This is a genomic window from Kribbella sp. NPDC049584 (assembly GCF_040675555.1).
In the GTDB taxonomy this organism is placed as follows: Bacteria; Actinomycetota; Actinomycetes; order Propionibacteriales; family Kribbellaceae; genus Kribbella.
Genome location: NZ_JBFAPF010000014.1, coordinates 1 through 22044, shown reverse-complemented (window position 1 = coordinate 22044; position 22044 = coordinate 1). Strand labels below are relative to the sequence as shown.

The 22044-nt window shown below is 67.9% G+C and carries 22 protein-coding genes; 9 read left to right on the top strand and 13 right to left on the bottom strand.

The window, feature by feature from the left end; genetic code table 11:
* The first annotated feature begins 45 nt into the window (after positions 1 to 45).
* Positions 46 to 657 (top strand): TetR/AcrR family transcriptional regulator, encoded by a 612-nt coding sequence (locus AB0J62_RS35655; RefSeq protein WP_363881103.1) that lies wholly within the window; start codon positions 46 to 48, stop codon positions 655 to 657.
* Here AB0J62_RS35655 and AB0J62_RS35650 read toward each other — a convergent pair.
* Together AB0J62_RS35650 and AB0J62_RS35645 are read right to left on the bottom strand one after the other, a co-directional pair.
* On the bottom strand, positions 638 to 2170 hold the full coding sequence (locus AB0J62_RS35650; protein ID WP_363881100.1) for a molybdopterin-dependent oxidoreductase: 1533 nt from the start codon (positions 2168 to 2170) through the stop codon (positions 638 to 640). The genes AB0J62_RS35655 and AB0J62_RS35650 overlap by 20 nt on opposite strands.
* A 73-nt stretch (positions 2171 to 2243) precedes the next feature.
* On the bottom strand, positions 2244 to 2795 hold the full coding sequence (locus AB0J62_RS35645; protein WP_238160094.1) for a MarR family transcriptional regulator: 552 nt from the start codon (positions 2793 to 2795) through the stop codon (positions 2244 to 2246).
* Between the two features lie 217 nt (positions 2796 to 3012).
* Between AB0J62_RS35645 and AB0J62_RS35640 the strand changes: the two genes are divergently transcribed.
* The 3 genes from AB0J62_RS35640 to AB0J62_RS35630 all read left to right on the top strand — a co-directional run bounded on the left by AB0J62_RS35640 (position 3013) and on the right by AB0J62_RS35630 (position 6305).
* Positions 3013 to 3786, top strand: coding sequence for a hypothetical protein (locus AB0J62_RS35640; protein WP_363881096.1), 774 nt, complete (start codon positions 3013 to 3015; stop codon positions 3784 to 3786).
* A gap of 11 nt (positions 3787 to 3797) precedes the next feature.
* The gene (locus tag AB0J62_RS35635; protein WP_363881094.1) at positions 3798 to 5069 is read left to right on the top strand and encodes a hypothetical protein; all 1272 of its coding nucleotides are present in this window, start codon (positions 3798 to 3800) and stop codon (positions 5067 to 5069) included.
* Between the two features lie 459 nt (positions 5070 to 5528).
* A complete protein-coding gene (locus tag AB0J62_RS35630) occupies positions 5529 to 6305 on the top strand; it encodes a metallophosphoesterase family protein (protein ID WP_363881091.1) in 777 nt (258 codons plus the stop codon).
* Between the two features lie 78 nt (positions 6306 to 6383).
* Here AB0J62_RS35630 and AB0J62_RS35625 read toward each other — a convergent pair whose 3' ends face one another.
* The gene (locus AB0J62_RS35625; RefSeq protein WP_363881089.1) at positions 6384 to 7028 is read right to left on the bottom strand and encodes a GNAT family protein; all 645 of its coding nucleotides are present in this window, start codon (positions 7026 to 7028) and stop codon (positions 6384 to 6386) included.
* A gap of 56 nt (positions 7029 to 7084) precedes the next feature.
* On the opposite strand from AB0J62_RS35625, the gene AB0J62_RS35620 reads away from it, so the two are divergent.
* Complete coding sequence (locus tag AB0J62_RS35620; RefSeq protein ID WP_363881087.1) at positions 7085 to 8011, top strand: hydroxymethylglutaryl-CoA lyase; 927 nt, start codon at positions 7085 to 7087, stop codon at positions 8009 to 8011.
* Between the two features lie 123 nt (positions 8012 to 8134).
* Positions 8135 to 8974, top strand: coding sequence for a helix-turn-helix transcriptional regulator (locus tag AB0J62_RS35615; RefSeq protein ID WP_363881085.1), 840 nt, complete (start codon positions 8135 to 8137; stop codon positions 8972 to 8974).
* On the opposite strand, the gene AB0J62_RS35610 is transcribed toward AB0J62_RS35615, so the two are convergent.
* Together AB0J62_RS35610 and AB0J62_RS35605 are read right to left on the bottom strand one after the other, a co-directional pair.
* Positions 8966 to 9352 carry a VOC family protein gene (locus AB0J62_RS35610; RefSeq protein ID WP_363881083.1) on the bottom strand — a complete coding sequence of 129 codons (387 nt, stop codon included), beginning with the start codon at positions 9350 to 9352 and terminating at the stop codon, positions 8966 to 8968. The genes AB0J62_RS35615 and AB0J62_RS35610 overlap by 9 nt on opposite strands.
* Positions 9349 to 10044 carry an EcsC family protein gene (locus AB0J62_RS35605; protein WP_363881080.1) on the bottom strand — a complete coding sequence of 232 codons (696 nt, stop codon included), beginning with the start codon at positions 10042 to 10044 and terminating at the stop codon, positions 9349 to 9351. The genes AB0J62_RS35610 and AB0J62_RS35605 overlap by 4 nt, the downstream gene beginning before the upstream one ends.
* Positions 10045 to 10259: 215 nt before the next feature.
* On the opposite strand from AB0J62_RS35605, the gene aat reads away from it, so the two are divergent.
* Positions 10260 to 10925 carry a leucyl/phenylalanyl-tRNA--protein transferase gene (gene aat / locus AB0J62_RS35600; protein ID WP_363881077.1) on the top strand — a complete coding sequence of 222 codons (666 nt, stop codon included), beginning with the start codon at positions 10260 to 10262 and terminating at the stop codon, positions 10923 to 10925.
* Here aat and AB0J62_RS35595 read toward each other — a convergent pair.
* Positions 10918 to 11604 (bottom strand): TetR/AcrR family transcriptional regulator, encoded by a 687-nt coding sequence (locus AB0J62_RS35595; RefSeq protein ID WP_363881074.1) that lies wholly within the window; start codon positions 11602 to 11604, stop codon positions 10918 to 10920. The two genes, aat and AB0J62_RS35595, sit on opposite strands and share 8 nt — an antisense overlap.
* Positions 11605 to 11717: 113 nt before the next feature.
* Between AB0J62_RS35595 and AB0J62_RS35590 the strand changes: the two genes are divergently transcribed.
* On the top strand, positions 11718 to 12185 hold the full coding sequence (locus AB0J62_RS35590) for a nitroreductase family deazaflavin-dependent oxidoreductase (protein ID WP_363881071.1): 468 nt from the start codon (positions 11718 to 11720) through the stop codon (positions 12183 to 12185).
* Between the two features lie 16 nt (positions 12186 to 12201).
* Here AB0J62_RS35590 and AB0J62_RS35585 read toward each other — a convergent pair whose 3' ends face one another.
* The 4 genes from AB0J62_RS35585 to AB0J62_RS35570 form a co-directional block, all read right to left on the bottom strand.
* Positions 12202 to 13992, bottom strand: coding sequence for an ABC transporter ATP-binding protein (locus tag AB0J62_RS35585; RefSeq protein WP_363881069.1), 1791 nt, complete (start codon positions 13990 to 13992; stop codon positions 12202 to 12204).
* A complete protein-coding gene (locus AB0J62_RS35580) occupies positions 13979 to 15775 on the bottom strand; it encodes an ABC transporter ATP-binding protein (RefSeq protein WP_363881066.1) in 1797 nt (598 codons plus the stop codon). Before AB0J62_RS35580 ends, AB0J62_RS35585 begins: the two co-directional genes overlap by 14 nt.
* Before the next feature lie 59 nt (positions 15776 to 15834).
* Complete coding sequence (locus AB0J62_RS35575) at positions 15835 to 16839, bottom strand: NAD(P)-dependent alcohol dehydrogenase (RefSeq protein ID WP_363881063.1); 1005 nt, start codon at positions 16837 to 16839, stop codon at positions 15835 to 15837.
* A gap of 76 nt (positions 16840 to 16915) precedes the next feature.
* Positions 16916 to 17983, bottom strand: a complete 1068-nt coding sequence (locus AB0J62_RS35570; protein ID WP_363881060.1) for a PDDEXK nuclease domain-containing protein — start codon at positions 17981 to 17983, stop codon at positions 16916 to 16918.
* 115 nt (positions 17984 to 18098) lie between these two features.
* Between AB0J62_RS35570 and AB0J62_RS35565 the strand changes: the two genes are divergently transcribed.
* A complete protein-coding gene (locus tag AB0J62_RS35565) occupies positions 18099 to 19169 on the top strand; it encodes an adenosine deaminase (protein ID WP_363881057.1) in 1071 nt (356 codons plus the stop codon).
* Positions 19170 to 19263: 94 nt separating this feature from the next.
* Here AB0J62_RS35565 and AB0J62_RS35560 read toward each other — a convergent pair whose 3' ends face one another.
* From AB0J62_RS35560 to AB0J62_RS35550, 3 genes are all read right to left on the bottom strand, one after another.
* Positions 19264 to 20034: an ABC transporter permease gene (locus tag AB0J62_RS35560; protein ID WP_363881054.1), complete on the bottom strand. Its 771-nt coding sequence runs from the start codon at positions 20032 to 20034 to the stop codon at positions 19264 to 19266.
* Positions 20034 to 21014, bottom strand: coding sequence for an ATP-binding cassette domain-containing protein (locus AB0J62_RS35555; protein WP_363881051.1), 981 nt, complete (start codon positions 21012 to 21014; stop codon positions 20034 to 20036). Before AB0J62_RS35555 ends, AB0J62_RS35560 begins: the two co-directional genes overlap by 1 nt.
* Positions 21015 to 21160: 146 nt before the next feature.
* A complete protein-coding gene (locus tag AB0J62_RS35550; RefSeq protein WP_363881047.1) occupies positions 21161 to 21856 on the bottom strand; it encodes a PadR family transcriptional regulator in 696 nt (231 codons plus the stop codon).
* Positions 21857 to 22044: the final 188 nt, after the last annotated feature.

The following is a 22044-nucleotide window of genomic DNA, read 5'->3' as shown; positions in this document are numbered from 1 at the left end:
ATTCAATACGGTTGTGTATTCAATACAGAACTGTATCCTACTCGTATGGAAACGCCCAAGCGCCGCCGTTCCAACACCCGGGCCCGCCTGCTCGAAGGCGCGTTGGAGGTGTTCGCCGAGCGCGGGTTCCACGGCGCGTCGGTCGAGGACATCTGCGAGCGCGCCGGCTTCACCCGCGGCGCGTTCTACTCGAACTTCGCGTCCAAGGACGAGCTGGTCCTCGCGCTCTTCCAGGCCACGACCGACCGGCTGCTCGAGCAGATCGAGGCGCTGCTCCCGGAGTTGGCGAACCAGCCCGGCACGCTGCTCGACGCCGTACTAGGGCTGCTCGACGAGACCGCCCCGGACGAGCGGCAGTGGCATCTGATCTCCACCGAGTTCACCCTGCACGCGCTCCGCGACCCGGACGCGGCGCGGGCGCTCAACCAGCAGCGCGCGATGTTCCGCGACAGCCTGACGAAGATGGTCGAGCAGATCGTCGAGACGAGCGGCCTCACCCTGAGCGTCCCGGCGGAACGGTTCGTCCGCCTGGTCATCGCCCTGCACGAAGGTGCCCGCTCACAGAGTCTCCTGGAGCCCCGCGAACTACCGTCAGGCGAGCTCGAGCGCACCTTCCTGCCGATGGTTCTGGAAGCGGTCAGCCGACCTTCACATTGACGGTGTGAAGGCCGGTTGCGCCGTTCGGGGCCGGCGGCGCCGAGGACTCGACCTGTGCGTTGCCCTTGTCGTCGGTCGCCCGCACCTGCAGTACGTGGTTGCCGCGTGGCGCGTCCCAGGTCCAGTGCCACTGCCGCCAAGTGTCGATCGACGCGTCAGTCGCCAGCGTCGCTTGTTGCCATGGGCCACCATCGACCCGGACCTCGACCTTCGACACGCCGACGTGCTGGTCCCACGCCACCCCGGCCACCGTCACCGGACCCGGGTCGAGCTTCTTGCCGCCGGGTACGTCGATCCGCGACGACAACTTGATCGGCCCGAGCTCGGACCATCCGCGCGGCGTCCAGTACCCCTGGAACTGGTCGAACCGCGTCACCTCGATGTCCACCAGCCACTTCGTCGCCGACACATAGCCGTACAGCCCGGGTACGACGATGCGGACCGGGAACCCGTGCTCGACCGGCAACGGCTGCCCGTTCATCGCGAACGCGAGCATCGCCTGCCGGTCGTCGAGCAACGTCGGAAGCGGCGTACCGGCGGTGAATCCGTCCTTCGACGTCGACTGGATCGCGTCCGCGTCCTTGGAGGGTCCGGCCTCCTCGAGCAGGTCCTTCAGGACCACGCCGGACCAGAGAGCGTTCCCGATCAGGTCGCCGCCGACCTCGTTACTCACACAGGTCAGCGTCACCCACTTGTGGATAACCTGCCGTTTCAGCAGGTCGTCGAACGACAGCGTGATCTCACGGTCGACCATCCCGTGGATGCGCAGCTTCCAGTCCGCGGGCGCGATCTGCGGCACGGAGAGCGCGGTGTCGATGCGGTAGAAGTCGTCGTTCGGAGTCGCCCACGGTACGGCGCCATCGGCCTGAACGCCGGCCGGCGCAGTAAGGGACGGCGGCTGCGGAAGCTGGAGCTGCTTGCGCGCGGTGGCGACCGCGGCGCGGTTCCCGCCGACGACCTTGCCGAGCAGCGCGAACGCCACGGAGCCGAGCGCTACCCCGCCCGACAGCTGCAGGAACCCGCGGCGGCTGGCGCCGTCGTCAGGATGGTCGATGAGCGGTTCGAGCCGACGGCTGAACATGCGCAGGATGAGGAGCGCGGTGCCGCCGGCCAACGCCGACGGAAGGAAACCGGTCTGCCCTGAGTCCGCGCGGGTGAACGCGGCGGCGATCGCGACAGCGGTCAGCCCGATCGTGATCAGGGCGCCGGCCCAATACCGCCGTACGGCGAGAATCCCGCCGACCGCGGCGAGGATCACCACGACGATCAGGATGCCGACCCGGAGCGCGGTCTTGTCGTGCGTGCCGAACCACGAGATCGCGAGGTCCTTCAACCACGGCGGCACCCGGTCGATGAACGCCGACCCGATCGCGACAACCGGCGTCTGCGGGGTGCCGAGAATGCCGGCCGCCACGCTGCCGACCGCGAGTCCTGCGAGTGCCGCGAGGATGCCGCCGACGGCTCCGCGCCACCTGGTGCCGCTGGGTGCCTTCGGGTCAGCTTGTTGCTTCACTTCTCAACAATTGCGCGACGGGGCGCCCGACACCAGCCGGGCGCCCCATTCGTTAGTCGCGGGTAATGATCGTTCAGATTCGGTCAGGGGTGATGGGTCCGAGCCCGGGCCGGCCGTTCGGCCAGCGGCGGGCGTTGTCCCGGACCCGGCGGAGCTTGCCGAGGACGAGGTCCCGCTCGTCGGCCAACTGGGACATCCAGAGGCTGTCGATCTCGAGCAGGTGGTCGGGCAGTGCTTCACGCAACCGCCGCTTCCCCTCCTCGGTCAGGACGGCGAACGAGCCGCGGGCGTCGTCCGGGCAGGGCTCCCGGCGTACCAGGCCGAGGTTCTCGGCTCGGTCCACCAAGCGGGTGATGCCGCCGGTGGTGACGGTCAGCTCCCGGGCAAGGGAGGTCAAACGCTGCTTCTCCCCGTGGCTGCGGGCAAGCCGCAGCAACAGTTCGAACATTGCCATTTGCAGTCCACTGCGCTTCAGAGAATGGCGCATCAGCTGATCCAGCTCGGCTGCTGCTTCTCGCAGCAGCCCATAGGCCGTCAGCACGTCGCTTTCCCAGGGTTCGGCGGCGCGAGTGGGTTCTGCATCGGCGAGCGCTAGGGGCGAGCAAAGCGAAGGCGCGATGGTCATGCGCGGACTCTATTAGCTGACTAGGTCACTTCGCTACACGGGGTGACTCTTCGGCTACAGATCGACCGCCAATCGCAAGCTCCTCGAGCCTAACGGACCATCCGGTCTAGCGCGGAGTCAGGGTCCATGGAGGGCCTGTGGATAACTTCCGCGGCGGTTGGGCGATTTTTGCCAGGCTTCTCCCGTGAGGATGTCCACCGGCGGATCGGGGAGTCAGATGAGCGACAGCAGCGAGGAACAGTCACCATTCGGCCGGGGGTTCATCGCGGCGAGCATCGTCATCGGCGCGGTGGTGGTCTGCGGGGCGGTGTTGCTGATCGGGAGCTTCGGGTCGTCCGCCCCTGCCGCTTCGCCGGTCGCCAAGGCCGAGCAGCAAGCTGTGGTGCCGACCGAGCCTGCTCAGTCGGAGCCGGCGGCGCCCGCGAGACCGGTCAACTCTCGCTCCGTCAACACCACCGGCTGCAACCGCAGTACTGGTGATCAGTCGGTGCCCCAGCAGCCGCCCGCGGTGGACGGCTGGGAGGTGAGCAGCCGCATCGTCGTACCGCGTTCGTCCGGCTATGGCCCGGCCAGGACGGACGCCGATGGGTTCCGCCGGTGCTTCGCCCACTCGCCGACCGGCGCGGTGTATGCCGCCTACAGCGCGTACGCCGCTATGGCCGATCAGGACAAGGTGGTTGCGACGGCGCGCAAGCTGATGGTGCCCGGCCCTGGTACGGACGCGCTGATCCACGAGCTGCAGACCGATCAGTCGGCCAGCGGATACACCGTGCCGCAGCTCGCCGGGTACCGCGTCATCGACGCTAGTCCGGATCGCGTCAGCCTGATGCTCGCCACCTCGGTCAGCTCGGCGTACATGAGTCTCACGCTGACGCTCGTCTGGCATGACGGCGACTGGCGCCTGCAGCCACCGGCGGCCGGCGAGCCGGTCGGCGCGCCGTTCGCCCAGCACCGTGACCTGTCCGACTTCGTTGCCTGGAGTGGTGTCTGATGTGCGGAAAAATGGACCTCGGTTGTTACATCCAGGACGGCTTCCAGTCGGTCGCGACCAATGCGATGGACCAGCTCCAGCAAGCGATCACCGACGGCGCGCTGAATACGCTGAACGCGATGACGTTCTGGCTGAAGCCGGCAACCCCGGAGCTGCTGGGCACGCAGCACGGCGACTCTTGGACGAACAGCGGCACCGTCGAGTTTCTGCAGAGCAATCTGCTCAGCGTCACGGCAGCCGTCTTCGTCGTCGCGGTGCTCGTGGCCGGGATGAGGATCGCCTGGGAGCAGCGAGCACGACCGTTGCAGGAGTTGCTGAAAGCCGTCGTGACTTTCGTGGTTGTGGGGGCGGCCGGGACTGCCACGCTGCAGGTGCTGGCGTCGTGGTCGGACGGGTTCTCGGTGGACGTCATCGATCATGTGGCCGGCGGCATGAAGCTGCAGGCGGCCTTCGGCGGGACCTCGCATGATCTGTTCGCGACGGCGATGCCCTCGTTCGTGGCGATCATGACCGGCCTGGCGGTGATCGTCGCCTCGGCGGTCCAGATCGTCCTGATGCTGATCCGCTCGGCAATGCTGGTGCTGCTCGCCGGAGCGTTCCCTTTGGCGGCTGCCGCGACCAACACCGAGATCGGGCGCAACTGGTTCAAGAAGTTCTGTGGCTGGTCGCTGGCCTTCGTCGCGTACAAGCCTGCGGCGGCGCTGGTCTACGCGGCTGCCATGAAGATGGCTCACGACCAGCCATCGAGCGGGAGTGCAAGCGTGGTGCAGGCGATGGGCGGGATGATGATGCTCCTGCTCGCGATCTTCGCGCTGCCGGCGCTGATGCGCTTCATGGTTCCGCTCACCGCGGCTGTGGCCGGCGGGAGCGCCGGGATGGGCAGTTCGGTGGCGGATCCCGGTGGGATGGCGACCGGTGCGATCAACATCGGCAGCTCCGGCCCGGGATTCGGCAGCGGACGAGGCGCCGGCAGCTCGGCCGGCGGCGCCGGTGTGTCTGGTTCGATTGGTGCTTCCGGCGCGACCGGTGCGCAGTCGGTCGGCGCGAAGGCCGCCGGAGCAGTCGCGGGACCAGCGAGCATCGGCCTCGCAGCCGCCCGGAAGGCCGGAGGCTCCGTGGCCGGAGCCGCATCCCACTCAGCCGGCGAATCCGGAGGCGGCACAATCACCCCCACCTCCACCCGCGGCCCAATGTCCGGCCGCTCGGCCTCCCGCCCCCACCGCACCACTCCACCCGCACACCAGCGCACCCCCGACCCCGTCGGCCCATCCGGCGCCGGCTGACCACCCTCGCCGCCACCGCCGGCAAGTCCGAAGCCGGCGCGATCACCCCGGCGTCCGTCCCGGCCCGATCAGGCCGGCCTCCGCCCGCGGCCCGATGTCCGGCCGCTGGAGTCTCGCTCTCACCGCACCAATCGCCCGCACACCAGCGCACCACCCCCGAGCCCGTCGGTCCCACGGGCCCCGGCTAATCACAATTGCCGCCACGCTGCAGTGCTGGGCGTTCACCGCCCGGCGCTCCCAGGCCGGGCCTGGGCCGCGGCGCTTCTGGGGCCGCCGGCCTGCACTGCGGGCGTTTCCAGGCCCGGGAGTGACTGTCCAGCGCTTCCGGGCCCGCAACGCCGCCCAGCGCCAGGCCCGGCCCAGGCCGCAGGAATCGCGCAGTACGTCCGGAATGCTGAGGCCCCCAGCGCCGCAGGCCCGGTCCATGTCCGTCGGTTCGGCGGATGACAGCATGATGCGATGGACCGGATTGCGCTGATCTCCGATGTGCACGGGAACCTGACGGCGCTGGAGGCGGTCCTGGGCGACATCTCGGCGCGGGGGATCACGAGGATCTTCAACCTTGGCGACAACGTCGGGAAGGGTCCGCGCGGTCAGGCGGTGGTGGATCGGTGCCGCGAGGTCTGCGAGGTGAACATCCTCGGGAACTGGGACGACCTCCTCCCCGATCCCGACCGCGTCGACGACCGCGAAGCGCTCAGGTGGTGGAACAACGAGTTGCGCGAGGATCAGTGGGCCTGGCTGCGAGCGCTGCCGTTCTCCCACGACTTCCTGATGAGTGGTCGGCAGGTGCGGCTGTTCCACGCCTCGTCGACGAGCGTTCACCACCGGATCTCGTTCGATCACGACGAAACGCAGTACCTGAGCTTCTTCGAGAACACACCGGCCACCGGTGACGGGCCGGTGCCGTCGATGGTCGGGTACGCCGACATCCACGACGCGTACTTCGAGGAGGACCGCGGCCGCACGCTGTTCAACACCGGCTCGGTCGGCAACAGCCTCGGCGACCCGACACCGATCTACGTGATCCTCGAAGGCGTCGTCGACTCACCCGGTCCGGCGCCGTTCTCGGTCCAGTTCGTCCGAGTCCCGTACGACGCCCAGGCCGAACTGGCCATCGCCCGCGCCCTCGACATGCCCGAACTGGACGGCTACGAAGCCGAGATCATCCACGGCATCTACCGCACGGACCTCTACAACAACACCGAGTTCGGCTACCACCGCCGCACCCCCTGACCCCAACTATCCCCAGGGTTTTCCACAGCTGTGCATTCGGTGCTGCCAGCAACAATGCACTACCTGTTCATTTCTGGGTCACTTGACGAGCAGGGCCTCGGAACCTACGGGCTTATAGCCGGCGGCCAGGAAGGCGCGGAGCGAGGCGGCGTTGCCGGGGGTTATCTGCGCCCAGATCGAGGTCTTCGGCGGGATGAGGGCTCGGGCGGCGCGGGCCAGGTGGCGGCCGTGGCCTTGGTTCTGGTGGGCGTCGGGGAGCTCGATGGCGCATTCGATGCGGTCGGCGAGGCCGTGGCCGATGATTACGAGGCCGCCGTGGACGTCGCCGTACACCTGGACGTCGGTTCGATACTCCAGCGCTCGCTGGACGCGGGGATGGCTGTGGTCGGTGAGGACAGCGAGGTCCTTGACGACCTCGGCGCGTGCGGCCGGGTCCGTGATGGCTGGGGCGAGGAGCATCGCGTCATTCGAGCTGACGTGGCGACCGGTCCGCTCGGCCAGGGCCGTGAGGAACGGCGGGTTGGTCGGCGCGGCCAGGTCGCCCGCAGGGACCTGCTCGGCGACCCACGACGGGCTCACGTCTGCGGCGATGACGATGTGACCGGTGAACGCGACCACGGCGGACTCGCGCTCCGACGGCGCCGGTACGACGCTGATGCCGAGGTCCGGGGCCGGGAAGACGCCGTTTTCGACGCCACGCAGAATGTCAGCAAGAGTTGTCATCACGAGCATTGTCGCGGAGATCCCGTGTCACGCTCAGACGCCACGGAGGCAGCACGATGCGGAAACCGCAGCTGGTGAAGGCCGAGGGGTTGCCGGACCGGGTCACGATCTACGAGGTCGGGCCGCGGGACGGTTTGCAGAACGAGTCGGCGATCGTCGACGTCGCGGTCAAGGCCGAGTTCATCAACCGGCTCGTCGAGGCCGGGCTGACGACCGTGGAGACGACGAGTTTCGTGCACCCGAAATGGGTCCCGCAGTTGGCCGACGCCGCCGAACTGCTCGAGCGAATCGACCTGCCGGAAGGCGTCCGCGCCCCGGTTCTGGTCCCGAACGAGCGCGGACTCGAGCGTGCGCTGGCGGCCGGCGTACGGGAGATCGCGATCTTCGCCAGCGCCACCGAGACGTTCGCGGCGAAGAACCTCAACTCCACGCTCGACGACCAGTTCGCGATGTTCACGCCGACCATCCAGCGGGCGCTGGCGGAAGGCCTGCCGGTCCGCGGTTACGTGTCGATGTGTTACGGCGACCCGTGGGAGGGCGACGTACCGATCGACCAGGTCGTCAAGGTCGGTGCGCGTCTGGTCGAGCTCGGCTGCCACGAACTCTCCCTCGGCGACACGATCGGCGTCGCCACCCCGGGCCAGGTCACCGCGTTGATCACCGCGTTCGGTGCGGCTGGGGTCGGTGTCGACAAGCTCGCCATGCACTTCCACGACACCTACGGTCAAGCGCTGGCCAACACACTGACCGCCTTCCGCGAAGGAGTCACCACGGTCGACAGCTCCGCCGGCGGCCTCGGTGGCTGCCCGTACGCCGAGAGCGCGACCGGCAACCTCGCCACCGAAGACCTGCTCTGGCAGCTCGACGGCCTAGGCATCCAAACCGGCGTCAACCTGCAGAAACTCGTCGAAACGAGCGTCTGGATGGCCGACCAACTCGGCAAACCCTCCCCAAGCCGAGTGGTGCAGGCTCTCGCCGGCTGACGCTTCGCCTCGCCCCTGACCTTTCCGCTTCAAGTCTATCGACGTGGCCTCCGCCCAGTCGGAGTTGTCCACAGGCGGGCGCTGTCGCCCAAAACTGTCGGTTGTGCGGGTCAGACTGGGTGGGTGAGTGCGCAGCGGGCTGAGCTTGGGGAGTTCTTGAAGGCGCGGCGGGCGCGGGTTGCGCCTGAGGACGTCGGGCTGCCTGGGGGCGGGCGGCGGCGTACGCCTGGGTTGAGGCGGGAGGAGCTGGCGCAGCTCGCCGGCGTCGGCGTGACGTGGTACACGTGGCTCGAGCAGGGGCGGCCGATCAACGCCAGCGGCCAGGTGCTCGACGCCGTCGCGACGACGCTCAAACTCAGCCCGGTCGAACGCGAACATCTGTACCGCTTGGCAGAGGCGACGCCGGTGCGGTTACCGCGTCCGACGGATTGCGCCAGCGAGGCGGTCTTCGCCGAGATTGTGGAGGCGCTCGACCCGTTGCCCGCACTGATCACCAACACCCGGTTCGACATCATCCGGGCGAATCGTGCCTACAACGACCTGTTCCACGACTGGCACCAGCTGCCGTGCATCCACAAGAACCTGCTCTGGTGCATCATCACCGAGCCCTCCGCCCGCGCCCAGCTCCTGAACTACGACACCGAGGTCCCGTACATCGTCGGTCGCCTGCGCTCGGCGTACGCCGAACACATCGGCGACCCCGACTGGGAGACCGACCTCGAGCGCCTGCAGGCGATCAGCCCCGAGTTCACGCGGCTGTGGTCCCGCCACGAAGTAGCAGCCTGTACGCCGCGCGAGCGCCACATCGTCAACCCAACCGCCGGCGAACTGCGCTTCACCGTCACCGAGCTGGCGATCCCCGCCCACCCGGACCTGGTCCTGTTCGTCGAGACTCCAGCCGACGACACCACCCGCGCCAGACTCCCGCAGACTCGGAGGGAGCCGGCCGACCGGCTAGCGTGATTGAGCCGGGCCGCCCGGTGTCCGCCAGGTCGTCAAGCAGAACGGATGACCGGCCGGATCCAGGAAAACGCGAAAGGTCCCAGGCTCGGGCTGCATCGCGGTCGGACGCCCGCCGGCCGCGACGACCTTGGCCTGCTCGGCGTCCAGATCCTCTGCCATGAAGTCAAGATGGCACTGCTGCGGCACGCGCGGATCCGGCCAGGTCGGCGCGCGGTGGTTCAGATCCCGCTGAAAGCCGAGGCTGAACGTGGGAAACCGCAGCTCTGCAAAGCTCTCCGACGCGACTGCCAGCTCGCCTCCGGCCACCCGCTGGTAGAACTCCGCAAGCGCCACCGGATCAGGGCAGTCCAGCGTCGGTCCCCAGAACGGTGCCGTCACGGCTCGATCGGGCGCCGGATCCGCCGGATCAGGCTCTTGTCGGCGAACTGACCGACCCGGTACGTCGACCAGCCGTCCACACCGGCGCCGACCGCACCGCCGAGCAGCGGGATCCGACGGGTGATCGTGAGGGCCATCTTCTTGCCGCTGATCCGGGCGATCAGCTCGGCGACGACCTCGTTCGAGACGTGCCGGTCCAGCTCCGGGTCGAAAACCGGGGCGGTCGCGATCGCGATCGGCGACGTCGGCAGACTCGCCTTCTTCAACCGGTCGGCGACGCCCTCCTCGCCGAGCAGGCAGGTGATGACCGCGGTCCGGACGCGCGGATCGTCCAGGTCGTACCCGCGCAGGTGCGCGATCGAGGCCACCATGCGGGCCTGGACGATCGCGATACCGGTCAGGTTCGCAGGCAGCGAGACCGGGAGCGTGACGAGACCGCCGAGGCCGGTCGCAAAACCTTGTACGCCGGCCAGCCGGATGTGCTGGTCGATCACCGCGTCGATCGCGAGCTGCGGGTCACCGCCGCACCGCTCGAGCTTGTTCTCCGCGATCCGCTCCGCGCCGGGGAACCGCTGGTACCCGTCGATCGCGATCTCGAGGATCTGGCGCAGCACACCACCCGCGGCCGCCGGAGCGAACCTCTGGGCGGCGGGCGCGAGACTACTGGCGACGAACCTGGCTACTCCGGCCACGGTGCTCCTTCCCGCCCGGCCCCACGCGTCAGAACCCGGACGTGCTTCAACTGTACGTGCCTCCCCGATCCTCGCCACTCGGGATAAACCCTTGGTGTCCCCTAGGTGGATCGCCAGGCCATCACAATCGCAGCCCGTGGGCCCCGCCCCGTGTGACTGGGCGCCGATGGGCACATTGTGATGGCCTGGGGATCCGCATGGTCCAGGATGGTCCCGTGCCAGTTGAACCAGTCCCGACGCAGTGGGAGTTCCCGCCCGTGGGGGTCGCCGGGGCGAGTGACGTGGTCGCGGGCGGTGCGGACCTGGCGCCGGGCACCGTGCTGGCGGCCTACCGGCGGGGGCTGTTCCCGATGCCGGACCACCGCGGCTCGATCCTGTGGTGGTCGCCGGTCGATCGTGGCGTGATCGACATCGCCGGCTACCAGCCGTCCCGCTCGCTGCGGAGGGCCCGGGCGAAGTTCGAGATCCGGGTGAACACGGCGTTCGACCAGGTCATCCGGGCTTGTGCGGATCCGCGTCGGCCCGGGTCCTGGATCGACCGCGACATCATCGCGTCGTACACCGAGCTGCATCGGCTCGGCTGGGTGCATTCGGTCGAGGCCTGGGACGGCGACGAGCTGGCCGGCGGGCTGTACGGCGTCGCGATCGGCGGACTCTTCGCCGGCGAGTCGATGTTCCACCACAAGACCGACGGCTCGAAGGCGGCCGTGGCCGGGACGATCGAGCTGCTGGACGACGAGTACGCCGCCGACCGGGTCTTCGACATCCAATGGGTCACCGATCACCTCGCCACGCTCGGCGCGGTGTCGATCCCGCGGGAGACTTACGTACGCCGCGTTGCGCGCGCCCTCGACGTACCGCTGCCGAAGGCTTTCAGGTAAGGCCTACGAACGCGGCCATCTGGCGCGACGCCGACTCGAAGAACTCGTCGGCCGGATCCATTGAGCCGACCAGCTGACCGAACAGCTCGAAGCTGAGCATGCCGAAGAGCTGCGTCCACACGATGACGGTCCGCACCAGCACCGCCGGCGGTACATCCGGTGCCAACGGCACCAACACCTCGGTCTGCTGCGCGAGCAAGCCCGAAGGCTCGGGTGCGTCGCCCGGCGGCGACAACCGCCCTGAAGCTTGAGCCCGCTGCAAGAGCCCGAGCAGCAGCAGCGGCACCCGGATCGCCGGCTCCACTGTCGTTTGGGGTGCCTTGTAGCCGCTGATCGGCGAACCGTAGATCAGCGCGTACTCCTGCGGATGGGCGCGGGCCCAGTCCCGGACCGCAGCGTAGATCGCAACCCATTCCGCCAGCAGGTCGTCTCCGCCGGCGGCGGCCTCGGCCGCCTCGCCGAGTGCGTCGTACGCGTCGATGATCAGCGCGGTCAGGAGCTCGTCCCGGCTGGGGAAGTACCGGTACAGCGCCGACGAGACCATACCGAGCTCGCGGGAGACCGCGCGGAGCGACAGCGCCTCCGCCCCGACGGTCGCGAGCTGCCGGCGTGCGGCGCCCTTGATCTCCTCGGTCAGCTCGGCCCGGGCACGTTCACGGGCAGTACGTCCGGCGTTCATGAAGCCAGTGTGCCACAGAATCGAGAGCAGTGCTCTTGACAAGGATCAGCGATCTGATGTTCACTGATCACAACAGAGAGCACCGCTCTCGCAAAGCAGAAAGAGGCACCGCCATGACGGAGTACAAGCAGACCTACGACAGCAAGCGCGTCATCACCGCCTCCGAGGGCAGCATGCGGGTCTTCAACAAGATCGTCGCCCGGATGACGAAGCTGGGTCTGAGCCTGATGGGCAGCCGCGTCCTGTCCGTCCAGGGCCGGAAATCCGGCGAGTGGCGCAGTACGCCGGTCAACCTGCTGGTCATCGACGGCCAGCGCTACCTGGTCGCGCCGCGCGGTCACACCCAGTGGGTGAAGAACCTGCGCGCCAGCGGCACCGGCCGGCTGCAGCTCGGCGGCAAGGTCGAGACGTTCCACGCCGAGGAGCTCGCCGACGCCGACAAGATCCCCGCCCTGCGGCTGTACCTGAAGAAGTGGGCCTGGGAGGTCGGCATGTTCTTCAACGGCGACGTCACGAAAGACTCTCCCGACGAGGTCCTGCACCACATCGCCCCCGGCGTCCCGGTCTTCAGGATCAACTGAGTGCCTGCCTCCCGACCTAGTGATACGACGCGGCCTGGATCCGGTACAGCTCGGCGTACTGCCCGTCGAGGGCGATGAGCTCGTCGTGCGTACCGGTCTCGACCACCCGGGCACCGTCCAGGACCACGATCTGATCGGCCATCCGCACCGTCGAGAACCGGTGTGAGACCAGGATCGTGATCCGGCCGTCCGTGCTGTCCTTGGCCGCAGCCGCGTACCGCTCGAACAGCGCGTGCTCGGTCTCGGCGTCCAGCGCAGCGGTCGGCTCGTCGAGCACGAGCAGCAGCGGCCGGTCCCGCATGAAGCCCCGCGCCAGCGCGAGTTTCTGCCACTGCCCGAAACTGACCTCCGCCCCGTCCGGCCAGGTGGAACCGAGCTGGGTGTCCAACCCCGACTCGAGTCGCTCCAGAACATCCTCGGCGCCGGCCCGTCCAACCGCGGTGGTGACAGCCAGTACGTCGTCGAGCCGCGGCAGATCACCCAGTCCGACGCTGTGCGCCGCGCGGAACTCGAACCGGAAGAAGTCCTGGAACGCGCCGGCGATCTTCTGCCGCCACGCCTCGGTCACGATCCGGTCCAGCGGCTGGTCGTCGAGCAGCACGCTTCCATCGGTCGGCTCGTAGAGCTTGCAGATCAGCTTCACCAGCGTGGATTTACCCGCGCCGTTCTCGCCGACGACCGCGATCACTTTGCCTGCGGGCAGTCGCAGGTTGACGTCTTCCAACGCCGGCCGGTCGGATCCGGCGTACGTGAAGGAGACGTGCTCCAACCGAATGCCGTCGGCGAGTCGTTCCGGTGCGGGGAGATCGGCGGTGCCGTCCAACGAGGCCGCGTAGTTCTCCAGCCAGACCAGCCGCCGCGACCCGTCGAGCCAGATCCCCCGCAGGAAGCCGATCTCGCCGACCGTCGCGCCGACGTACGACGACAAGCGCGCGCCGGCCGCGAGGATCAGCAACACGTCGCCGACCGAGCCGTGCAATCCGGCCGCCACGAACAACACCGCACCGACGTACGCGGCGCCGAACACCGCCCAGGCAACGGCGTGCCAGCCGGCACTGACCCAACGGGCCGAGGCGATCGGCCCGTACCACTGCTCCCACTCGCGGCGACGGTTGTCCACAAGGTCATGACCGATGCCGAGGACGCGAACCTCCTTGCCGGGCGCGGGTGTCGTCGCAGTCTTGAACAAGTGATCGGCCAGGCGACTGTGGGTGGCGTACCGCTCCTCGACCCGACGCTCGACGCCGGGACGCCAGCTGGAGCTGACGACCGTCGGCAGTGCGAACACCAGCAGGAGCGCGAGGGCGGGATGGATCGACATCAGCAAGGCGACGGTCACGCCGAGGCGCAAGATCCAGCCGCAGGTCGAGAACAGCGACATGTACATGTGGTCGAGCACGAAGACCTGTTTGCGCAGTACGGACAGGCGGTCCAGATAGTCGCGCCGTTCGTGGTGCTCGACCGTGGCGACGGATGCCTGCAACCGCGCGACGTGGGCCTCGAGCATGATCGTCACGCGGTCGCGGAAGCGTCGCGAGATCCGGGTCGAGAGCGTCCGCAGGAACCAGGTCGCCGTTACGGACACCGCGAGACCGGTCGCGGCGAGCAAGGTCGCTCGCCGGTCGTCGTCCAGTACGCCGTCAGCCAGGACCTTCAGCCACAACGCGAGCAGGGCATCCGGGAGCGCAGCGAGCAGCGTCATCAGGAAGGCGGCGACCAGCAGCCACGGCTCGTGTTGGTAGCCCAGCTTGCAGAGCCGCCACATCGCGGCGAGGGCCTTCGGCTCCTCGACTTCAGAGCGTGTCATAGCTCAGGCCTTCCTCGTCGACCTCGGCTGTGAAGCGCTTGGCCTGCAGGTCGAACATCGTCCGGTACCGACCGCCGAGGAGCATCAGCTCGTCGTGGCTGCCGAGCTCGACGACGTGACCGTGCTCCAGGACGCAGATGCGGTCGGCATGCCGGACCGTCGAGAACCGGTGCGAGATGAGGATCGTGGTGACGTCGCGGGTGGCATTCAGGATCCGGTCGAAGATCGCCGCCTCGCCGCGAACATCCAGCTGTGCCGTCGGTTCGTCGAGCAGCACCAGACCGGCGCCTTGCCGTACTGCGCAGAGCGCGCGCGCCAGGGCGACGCGCTGCCACTGGCCGCCGGAGAGATCGGTGCCGTCGCCGTACCCCGTGGCGAGCCGGGTGTCCAGGTCGGCCAGATGGTCGGCACCGGCGTCGGCGAGCGCGGCACGGATATCTGCCTCGGGCGCACCGCCCGGTGCGACGTTGTCCCGCAGGGGCAGCTCGAGCTTGAGGAAATCCTGGAAGACCGCGGCGGTCCGCGTCCGCCAGGCGTCGACGTCCAGGTCGCGCAGGTCGACGCCGTCGACGCGGATCGTGCCGGCGTCCGGGTCGTACAACCGGCAGAGCAGCTTGGCCAGGGTGGTCTTCCCGGCACCGTTCTGACCGACGACCGCGAGCGACGAGCCGGCCGGGATGGTCAGGTCCAGCCCGTCGAACACCGGCCGCCCCGCCTGTGGATAACGAAAGCTCAGTCCGCGGAGATCGAGCTCGACAGCGCCGCGCGGAACGCTGAGGCGTCCGGGCGTCAGCGCACCGGCCGGCGCCATCGCGGGCTCCAGCCGCTGTACGGCGGCGACCGGCGCGGCTGCTCCGTCGAGCGCCCAGTTCAAGCCGCCGAACGCGATCATGCCGACGCCGATCGCGACCTGGGCGAACACGACCAGCCGGTCGAGCTCCAGCCGGCCGTCGATCGCCGCCGCCCCGAGGGCCCAGAAGACCAGCCCGTTGGCGACGGCGATGATCAGCAGGCTCCAGATCATTGGTCGCTCCCGCAAACGGGTTGCGGCGTACTGCAGCTCGAACAGCCGGCGACGTCGTTCGGTGAAGCGCTGCACCGTCCAGTCCGCAAGGCCGAACAGCCGCAGCTCCTTCGCCGGATCAGGCTCGACCGCCAACTCGTAGGCATACTTGGCATGCCGTTGGGCGGACCGGACCTCGGCCGTGTTCCGGTCCTTCCAGACACCGCTCTCGCGGAGCAGCCAATGCGTCGATCCCCAGGCGACAACGAGCAGCAGCGGCGCCCACCAACTGAATCCGAACAGCACGACCGCGGACGCGGCCCCGCCGACCAGCTCAACCAGGCTGCCCGCAACGAAATCGACGTTCAGATACATCGGTGGTCCGGTCTGCCCGTGATCGAACTCCCGGGCCACAGTCAGGTCCTCACTCAGCCCCGGATCCTCGAGGTGTCCGATCCCCGGCGGGCCGACGCAGGCCTCAGCCAGCCGATCATTCAGGTACGCCGAGACGCGGCTGCCGAGGTTGGCGCTGACGGCCTGATGCACCGGCGTCAGCACCTGCAGCAAGATGAACGTCACGCCCATCAAACTCAGCGGCCCCGCCAGCGCACTCCCATGCTGCACGGCGCCGACCACCAACCCCATCGCGATCGCAAACACCGCGGGTAGAGCTCCGCGCGCCAGCAGCAGCACCCACCAGGCCGCCGCCAACGTCGAATCAGCTCGCGGCAACACGGCAAAGAACTGCCACTCAGGTCGCCGACGCAGCCGCTTCACCATCCCCTCACCATGCCACCCGCCACCGACCAAATTCTTGGACGTTTGCCGGATCGCGAGGATCAGGCTGCGTGCGAGATCACGACCTTGCCGAATCCGCCGCCGCCCAGGTAGTAACGGAATGCCTCGGGGGTCTTTTCGAAGGGGAAGACCCGGTCGATCACGGGATTCAGGCCGGCTGCGGCGATGGCCTCGTTCATCGCTTGGAAGTGCGCCCGGTGTCCCAGGGCGATCGGGCGCAGCGTGACCGAGGACGTGAACAGCAGCCCGGGGTCGATCGGGTCGGCGCCGCCGAGTGAGCCGACGAAGGCGACCTCGCCGCCGGTCGCCGTGGCCCGCAACGACTCGTTCAGGGTGCCGGCGACATCCACGACGTGGTCGACGCCGCGGCCGTCGGTCAGTTCCCGTACCTGCTTTGCCCAGTCCGGTGTGAGGGTGTGGTTGATGACGGCATCCGCACCGAGCTCGAGCAGACGAGCCGCCTTCTCGTCGCTGCCGGCGGTCGCGATCACCCGAGCACCGAGCAGCTTGGCGAACTGCAGAGCAAAGAGGGACACTCCGCCCGATCCCAGGGTCAGGACGTGCTCACCCGGCACCAAACCCTGCCCGCCGACCAGAGCGTTCCACGCAGTCACCGCCACGCAAGGCAGAGTTGCCGCCTCCTCGAACGTCAGGTGACGCGGGATTGGTACGACGCCCTCCTGGTCGAGTACGGCGTACTCCGTCAGCAGACCGTCGAGCGAACCACCGAGCTGGTCGGCGCGGGCGAGGTCGAAGCGGCCGTCGAACCACCGCTGGAACACGACCCCCATCACCCGATCGCCGACCCGGACACGATCCACGTCGGCCCCCACCGCGACGACCTCACCAGCTCCGTCGGACGCCGCGATGATGTCGTCAGCCACCGGCAGCGGGTAGCGGCCGCGCAGAATGTTCAGCTCACGCGCACTGAGCGAGTTCGCCTTCACCCGAACCAGCACCTCGCCCACCCCCGGCACCGGCACGGGATGCTCCCGCAACCGCAAACTCTCAATCCCACCGCCGTACCGAATGTGATAACTCCTCATCGTCTCCACCCCCCAACGGTGCGTCCACACCCCCACACCCCTCAATTCCCGCCCGGGAATGAGGCCCTACGGCCGGTCAGTCCTCATCTGCGGCGGAGGCGAGCTCGGCCTCCAGTTCAGCGATGCTCGGCAGTGCGGACTCGAACTCCTCAGGGAGCGAGCTGTTGATCGCGTCCGTCCACTCCGCCACTCCGATCGGCGCCTTGAACCCCTTCAGCGCGTACTCCGCGACGACCTTCTTCTTGTTCCGGCAGAGCAGCAGACCGATGGTCGGTTTGTCGCCCTCCTTCGCGAGGACGTCATCGACCACCGCCATGTACAGACCGAGCTGACCCAGGAACGCCGCGTTGAACTTCACCGCCTTCAGCTCGACAACCACATAGCAACGCAGTTCGAGGTGGTAGAAGAGCAGGTCGCAGAAGAACTCCTCGCCGTCCAGCTCGAGCCGGACCTGCTGACCGACGAACGCGAATCCTTGGCCCAGCTCGATCAGGAACTTCCCGACATGCTCGACCAGCTTCTGTTCCAGCTCGCGTTCGCGCCAGCCTTCAGTGCTGCCGAGGAAGTCGAAGAGGTACGGATCGCAAGTCGCTTGCTGAGCGAGATCGGACTGCTCCGGCGGCATCGCCGTGGCGAAGTTGGTAACCGCCTTCCCGGACCGCTCGTGGAATCGGGCGTCGATGTGCAACGCCAGCACGTCACGACTCCACCCGCGCTCGACCGCCGCAGCGGCGTACCAGAGCCGCAGCTCGGCGTCGTCGAGCTTGTCGAGCAAGGCCACATGATGGCGCCAGGGCAATTGTGCAACGGTGCGTTGCACAAACGCCGGGTCCGGCCAGGCGGCAGCGAAGGCTCGCATGTACTTGAGGTTGCGCGGCGAGTATCCGGCCGCGCCGGGGAACCGGGTCTTGAGATCGGTGGACAGGCGGTCGATGACCTTGCTGCCCCAGCCCTGCTCGTGCTGGCGGTTCAGGATCTCCTGACCGATCGACCAGTAACTCGCGAGCATTTCCCGGTTCGCCGCGGTGACGGCACGTCGGCGGCCGGTGGCGACGTGCGTGGAGATGCGGTCGAGCAGGTCCGGGTACCAGTCGGGGAGGGCGGATCGGGCTGGGGCGCTCTCGAAGCGCGGCTTGTCGTTCATGGCAGCAAGGCTTTCGCGGCGACACCCCGAAAACCGAGGGCCTTTCCGGGGCATCTCAGGGCAACCTGGGGCATCTCGGGGCAGATTCGGGGTGGGGCGCTGCGAAGATGGCTGGATGATTAGTCCGGAGCAGCTGAAGGCGGCGCCCAAGGTTCTTTTGCATGATCATCTGGATGGGGGGCTGAGGCCGGAGACGGTGTTGGAGCTGGCGGGGGAGATCGGGCATCCGTTGCCGCGGGCGAGTGCGCCGGAGCTGGGGGCGTGGTTCGTCGAATCGGCCGACTCCGGGTCGTTGGAGCGGTATCTGGAGACGTTCGATCACACGGTCGCGGTGATGCAGACGGCCGAGGCGATCAGGCGGGTGGCCAGTGAGTGTGTGCAGGACCTCGCGGCGGATGGCGTGGTGTACGCCGAGGTGCGGTACGCGCCCGAGCAACATCTGACGCGTGGGCTCACGCTCGAGCAGGTGGTGGACGCGGTGCGGGCAGGGTTCGAGCACGGGATGGCGGTCGCCGAGCGGCCGATCGTGGCTCGGCAGCTGCTGACCGCGATGCGGCACAAAGCGCGGTCGATGGAGATCGCCGAGCTGGCGGTCGCGTACCGGGACGCCGGCGTGGTCGGGTTCGACATCGCGGGCGCCGAGGCCGGCTACCCTCCCACCCGGCACCTGGACGCGTTCGAGTACCTGCAGCGCGAGAACGCGCACTTCACGATTCACGCCGGCGAGGCGTTCGGTCTCCCGTCGATCTGGCAGGCGATCCAGTGGTGCGGTGCCGACCGGCTCGGTCACGGCGTACGCATCATCGACGATATCGAGACCGACGGCGACAAGGCCGAACTCGGGCGGCTGGCGGCGTACGTCCGGGACCGGCGGATCCCGCTGGAGATGTGCCCGAGCTCCAACCTGCAGACCGGCGCGGCCGCGTCGATCGCCGAGCACCCGATCGGCCTGCTCGCCAAGCTTCGCTTCCGGGTCACGGTCAACACCGACAACCGCCTGATGAGCGGTACGTCGATGAGCCGCGAGCTCGCCCTGCTGGCGGAGGCGTTCGACTACGGGCTGGAGGACTTCCGCTGGTTCGCGATCAACGCGATGAAGTCCGCCTTCATCCCCTTCGACGAACGCCTCGCCATCATCAACAACGTGATCAAGCCTTGGTACGCCGAAGCGGATCTGAGCCACTGACCAACTGCGTGCGACCCCGCTGGTTCACGCTCGGGTGAGCTCGTGGACTGGATGGAAACGCAGGTTGGTCAGTGACACAGGTCCGGGGGCTCGGTCAGACCGAGCGCTGGTACGTGCGGAAGGCTCGGGTCGAGAGCCAGCCGACGATCAGCGTGAAGGCAAGCAGGTAGCCGCAGTGGCGCCAGACCGACGACCAGTCAGGGCCGGCGGCCAATGACTCGCGGGCGGCGATCGTGGCCCAGTCGACCGGGTTGAAGCGGGCTGCCACGTTGACCCAGTGCGGCGCGACCGCCGGGTCGATCATGATCGACGACATGAAGGTGAGCGGCAGCGAGACGAACTGCGAGATCCCGATCAGCGCCTCCTGCTGACGAGTCAGCAGCGCGACCGCGTTCGACAGCGACCCGAAGGCCGTCCCGATCAGCATCGACGCGACGATGGTGACGACGTAGCCGTCGACCCCGCCGTCGTACCGCGCTCCCGCGGCGAAGCCGATCGCGAACACCAGGATCGTCTGGATCAGCGTGGTCGACGCATTGCTGAGCAACTGCCCCGCCATCAGACCGCCCCGGCTCACCGGCGAAGCGAGCATCCGATCCATCACGCCACGTTCCATGTCCTGGATGAACGCCGTACCGCTCCAGCCGCTCGTCATCAACGCGGTCATCATCACGATCCCTGGCGTCAGGAACGCGATGTACGACGAATCGCCGAACCCCGGGATGTGCACGACACCCTGGAACAGCTGCCCGAACAACAGCAGCCAGATCGCCGGCTGGATCAACGTGAACGCGATCAACGCCGGCTGCCGGTACGACGCCCGCGTCCACCGGCCGAAGATCAAACCTGTGTGTGCAAGAGACATCACGCAGCCTCCTCTGCAACCTTGAACGAGCGACCGGTGTGCTGCAGATAGACATCGTCCAATGACGGACGCGACACCGTCACCGCAACCACCGGAATCGCCTTGTCCTCAAGGACTCCCAGTACGGCGGGAACCGCGGTCGCCCCGCGATCCACCCGCGCTCGCAGAGTGTTGCCTTCAACAACGATCTCGCCGACGCCGGACAACTGCCGCAGCAACGCGCGGACTGAACCGTCGGTATCCGGATCGATCAGCTCGACCTGCACCGAGTCGCCCCGCAACGCCGACTTCAGCGCCTCCGGGGTGCCCTCGGCAACGATCCTGCCGTGGTCGACGATCGCGAGCTGCCCCGCCAGGCGATCGGCCTCCTCCAGATAATGCGTGGTGAGCAGCACGGTCAGTCCTTCCTGGCCGGACAGCCGCAGTACTCCGTTCCACAGGTCGGCCCGGGCCTCCGGGTCCAGACCGGTGGTTGGCTCGTCCAGGAACAGCACGCGAGGCTGGTGGACGAGACCGAGCGCAACGTCCAGCTTGCGCTGCATCCCGCCGGAGTACGTCTTCACCGCACGACCGCCGTGCTCAGCCAGACCGAACCGCTCGAGCAACTCGGCGGCCCGGCGCTCAGCGTCCTGCCGGGACATCCCGAAGATCCGACCGCTCAGCACCAGATTCTCGAGGCCGGTCGCCATCGGGTCCGAGCTGGACTTCTGCGGCACGTACCCGATCGCGCGCCGGACGCGGTCCTGCTCACGAACAACGTCGTACCCGGCGACACGCGCCGTACCGGAGTCGGCCCGGGACAACGTGGTGAGGATCTTGACGGTGGTGGACTTGCCGGCGCCGTTCGGCCCGAGCAGGCCGAGGACGACGCCCTCCGGGACGCTGACGGTCAGACCGTCGAGCGCGCGCAGAGGTGGTTTCTTCCGGCCGGCCGGGTATGTCTTGACCAGGTCGACCGCTTCGAGGGCATGCGTAGCCATCAGGTGACTCCCTTGTGTGCTGGGAGCCGGTCCGAGCTGGCTATCCTGATGGATGCGCCTTGGGTGCCAGGTCTTCGGACCGACTCGAGGAACCGCGGCCCTTGACTCCTGGTGTTGCCGCACCGATGAGTCGAGGGCCGCATCTCTTATTGGGCTTCCGGCGGAATCGTCTTCATCCAGGCGAACTCCTGACCGAAGTACTTGACCGGATCCTTCAACTGCTCGGCCGGAGTAATGCCCTTCTCCAGGAAGAGCTTCCACGCCTGCCGCCAGTACACCGCGCCGCCGAGTGCGTCCGTGCGGATCTCCTCGGCGAGTTGGTGCACGTACGCCGACTCCGCCTCGAGCAGGGCCAACCGGAACTCCGACTCGACCCAGAAGATCCGCGGGAACTCCGTCGCGGTCATCTGCTCGTGCAGAGCGGTCATCTCCTTGATCTCCGCGTCGACCACCGCGAGCCGCTGCTCGAGCAGCTCGACGGCGCGATCCGGCGGCAGACCGGGGAGATACGCGAGACCGGCCTCCAACGGGTGGAACTCGCGCGACGGCGTCCCGACCAGCTCGGTCAGCCAGTCGGTGAACTCGGCTTCACCGGCCGCGGTGATCTGGTAGACGGTCCGCTCCGGCCGGTTGCCCTCCCGAACCGTCTCCAGCGCCTCGATGAAGCCGTGCTTCTCGAGCGCGGACACGATCGAGTAGAGCGAGCCGTAGTTGACTTTGATGCTCTGGTCCTTGCCGCGGGCCTTGAGCATCGTGGAGATCTCGTACGGGTGCATCGGCCGCTCGCCCAGACACCCGAGCACGGCGAACGCCAGCGGATTGCCGACCTTGCGCCTGGCCATGAGGACTCCTCGATCTCGATTACTCGAAATCGAGTATTAGCTCACGAGTATCCGGTGTCAAGTATTGAGCCGGGCGTCGCGGCAGGCAGTAGTTAGCTGTACTGACCAGGCACGTTGGTCGAGATCGTGCGACGACACGAAGTGAATGTTCTTGATAGGTGAAGACCTCCCGGCGTGGAGTGGAGCTG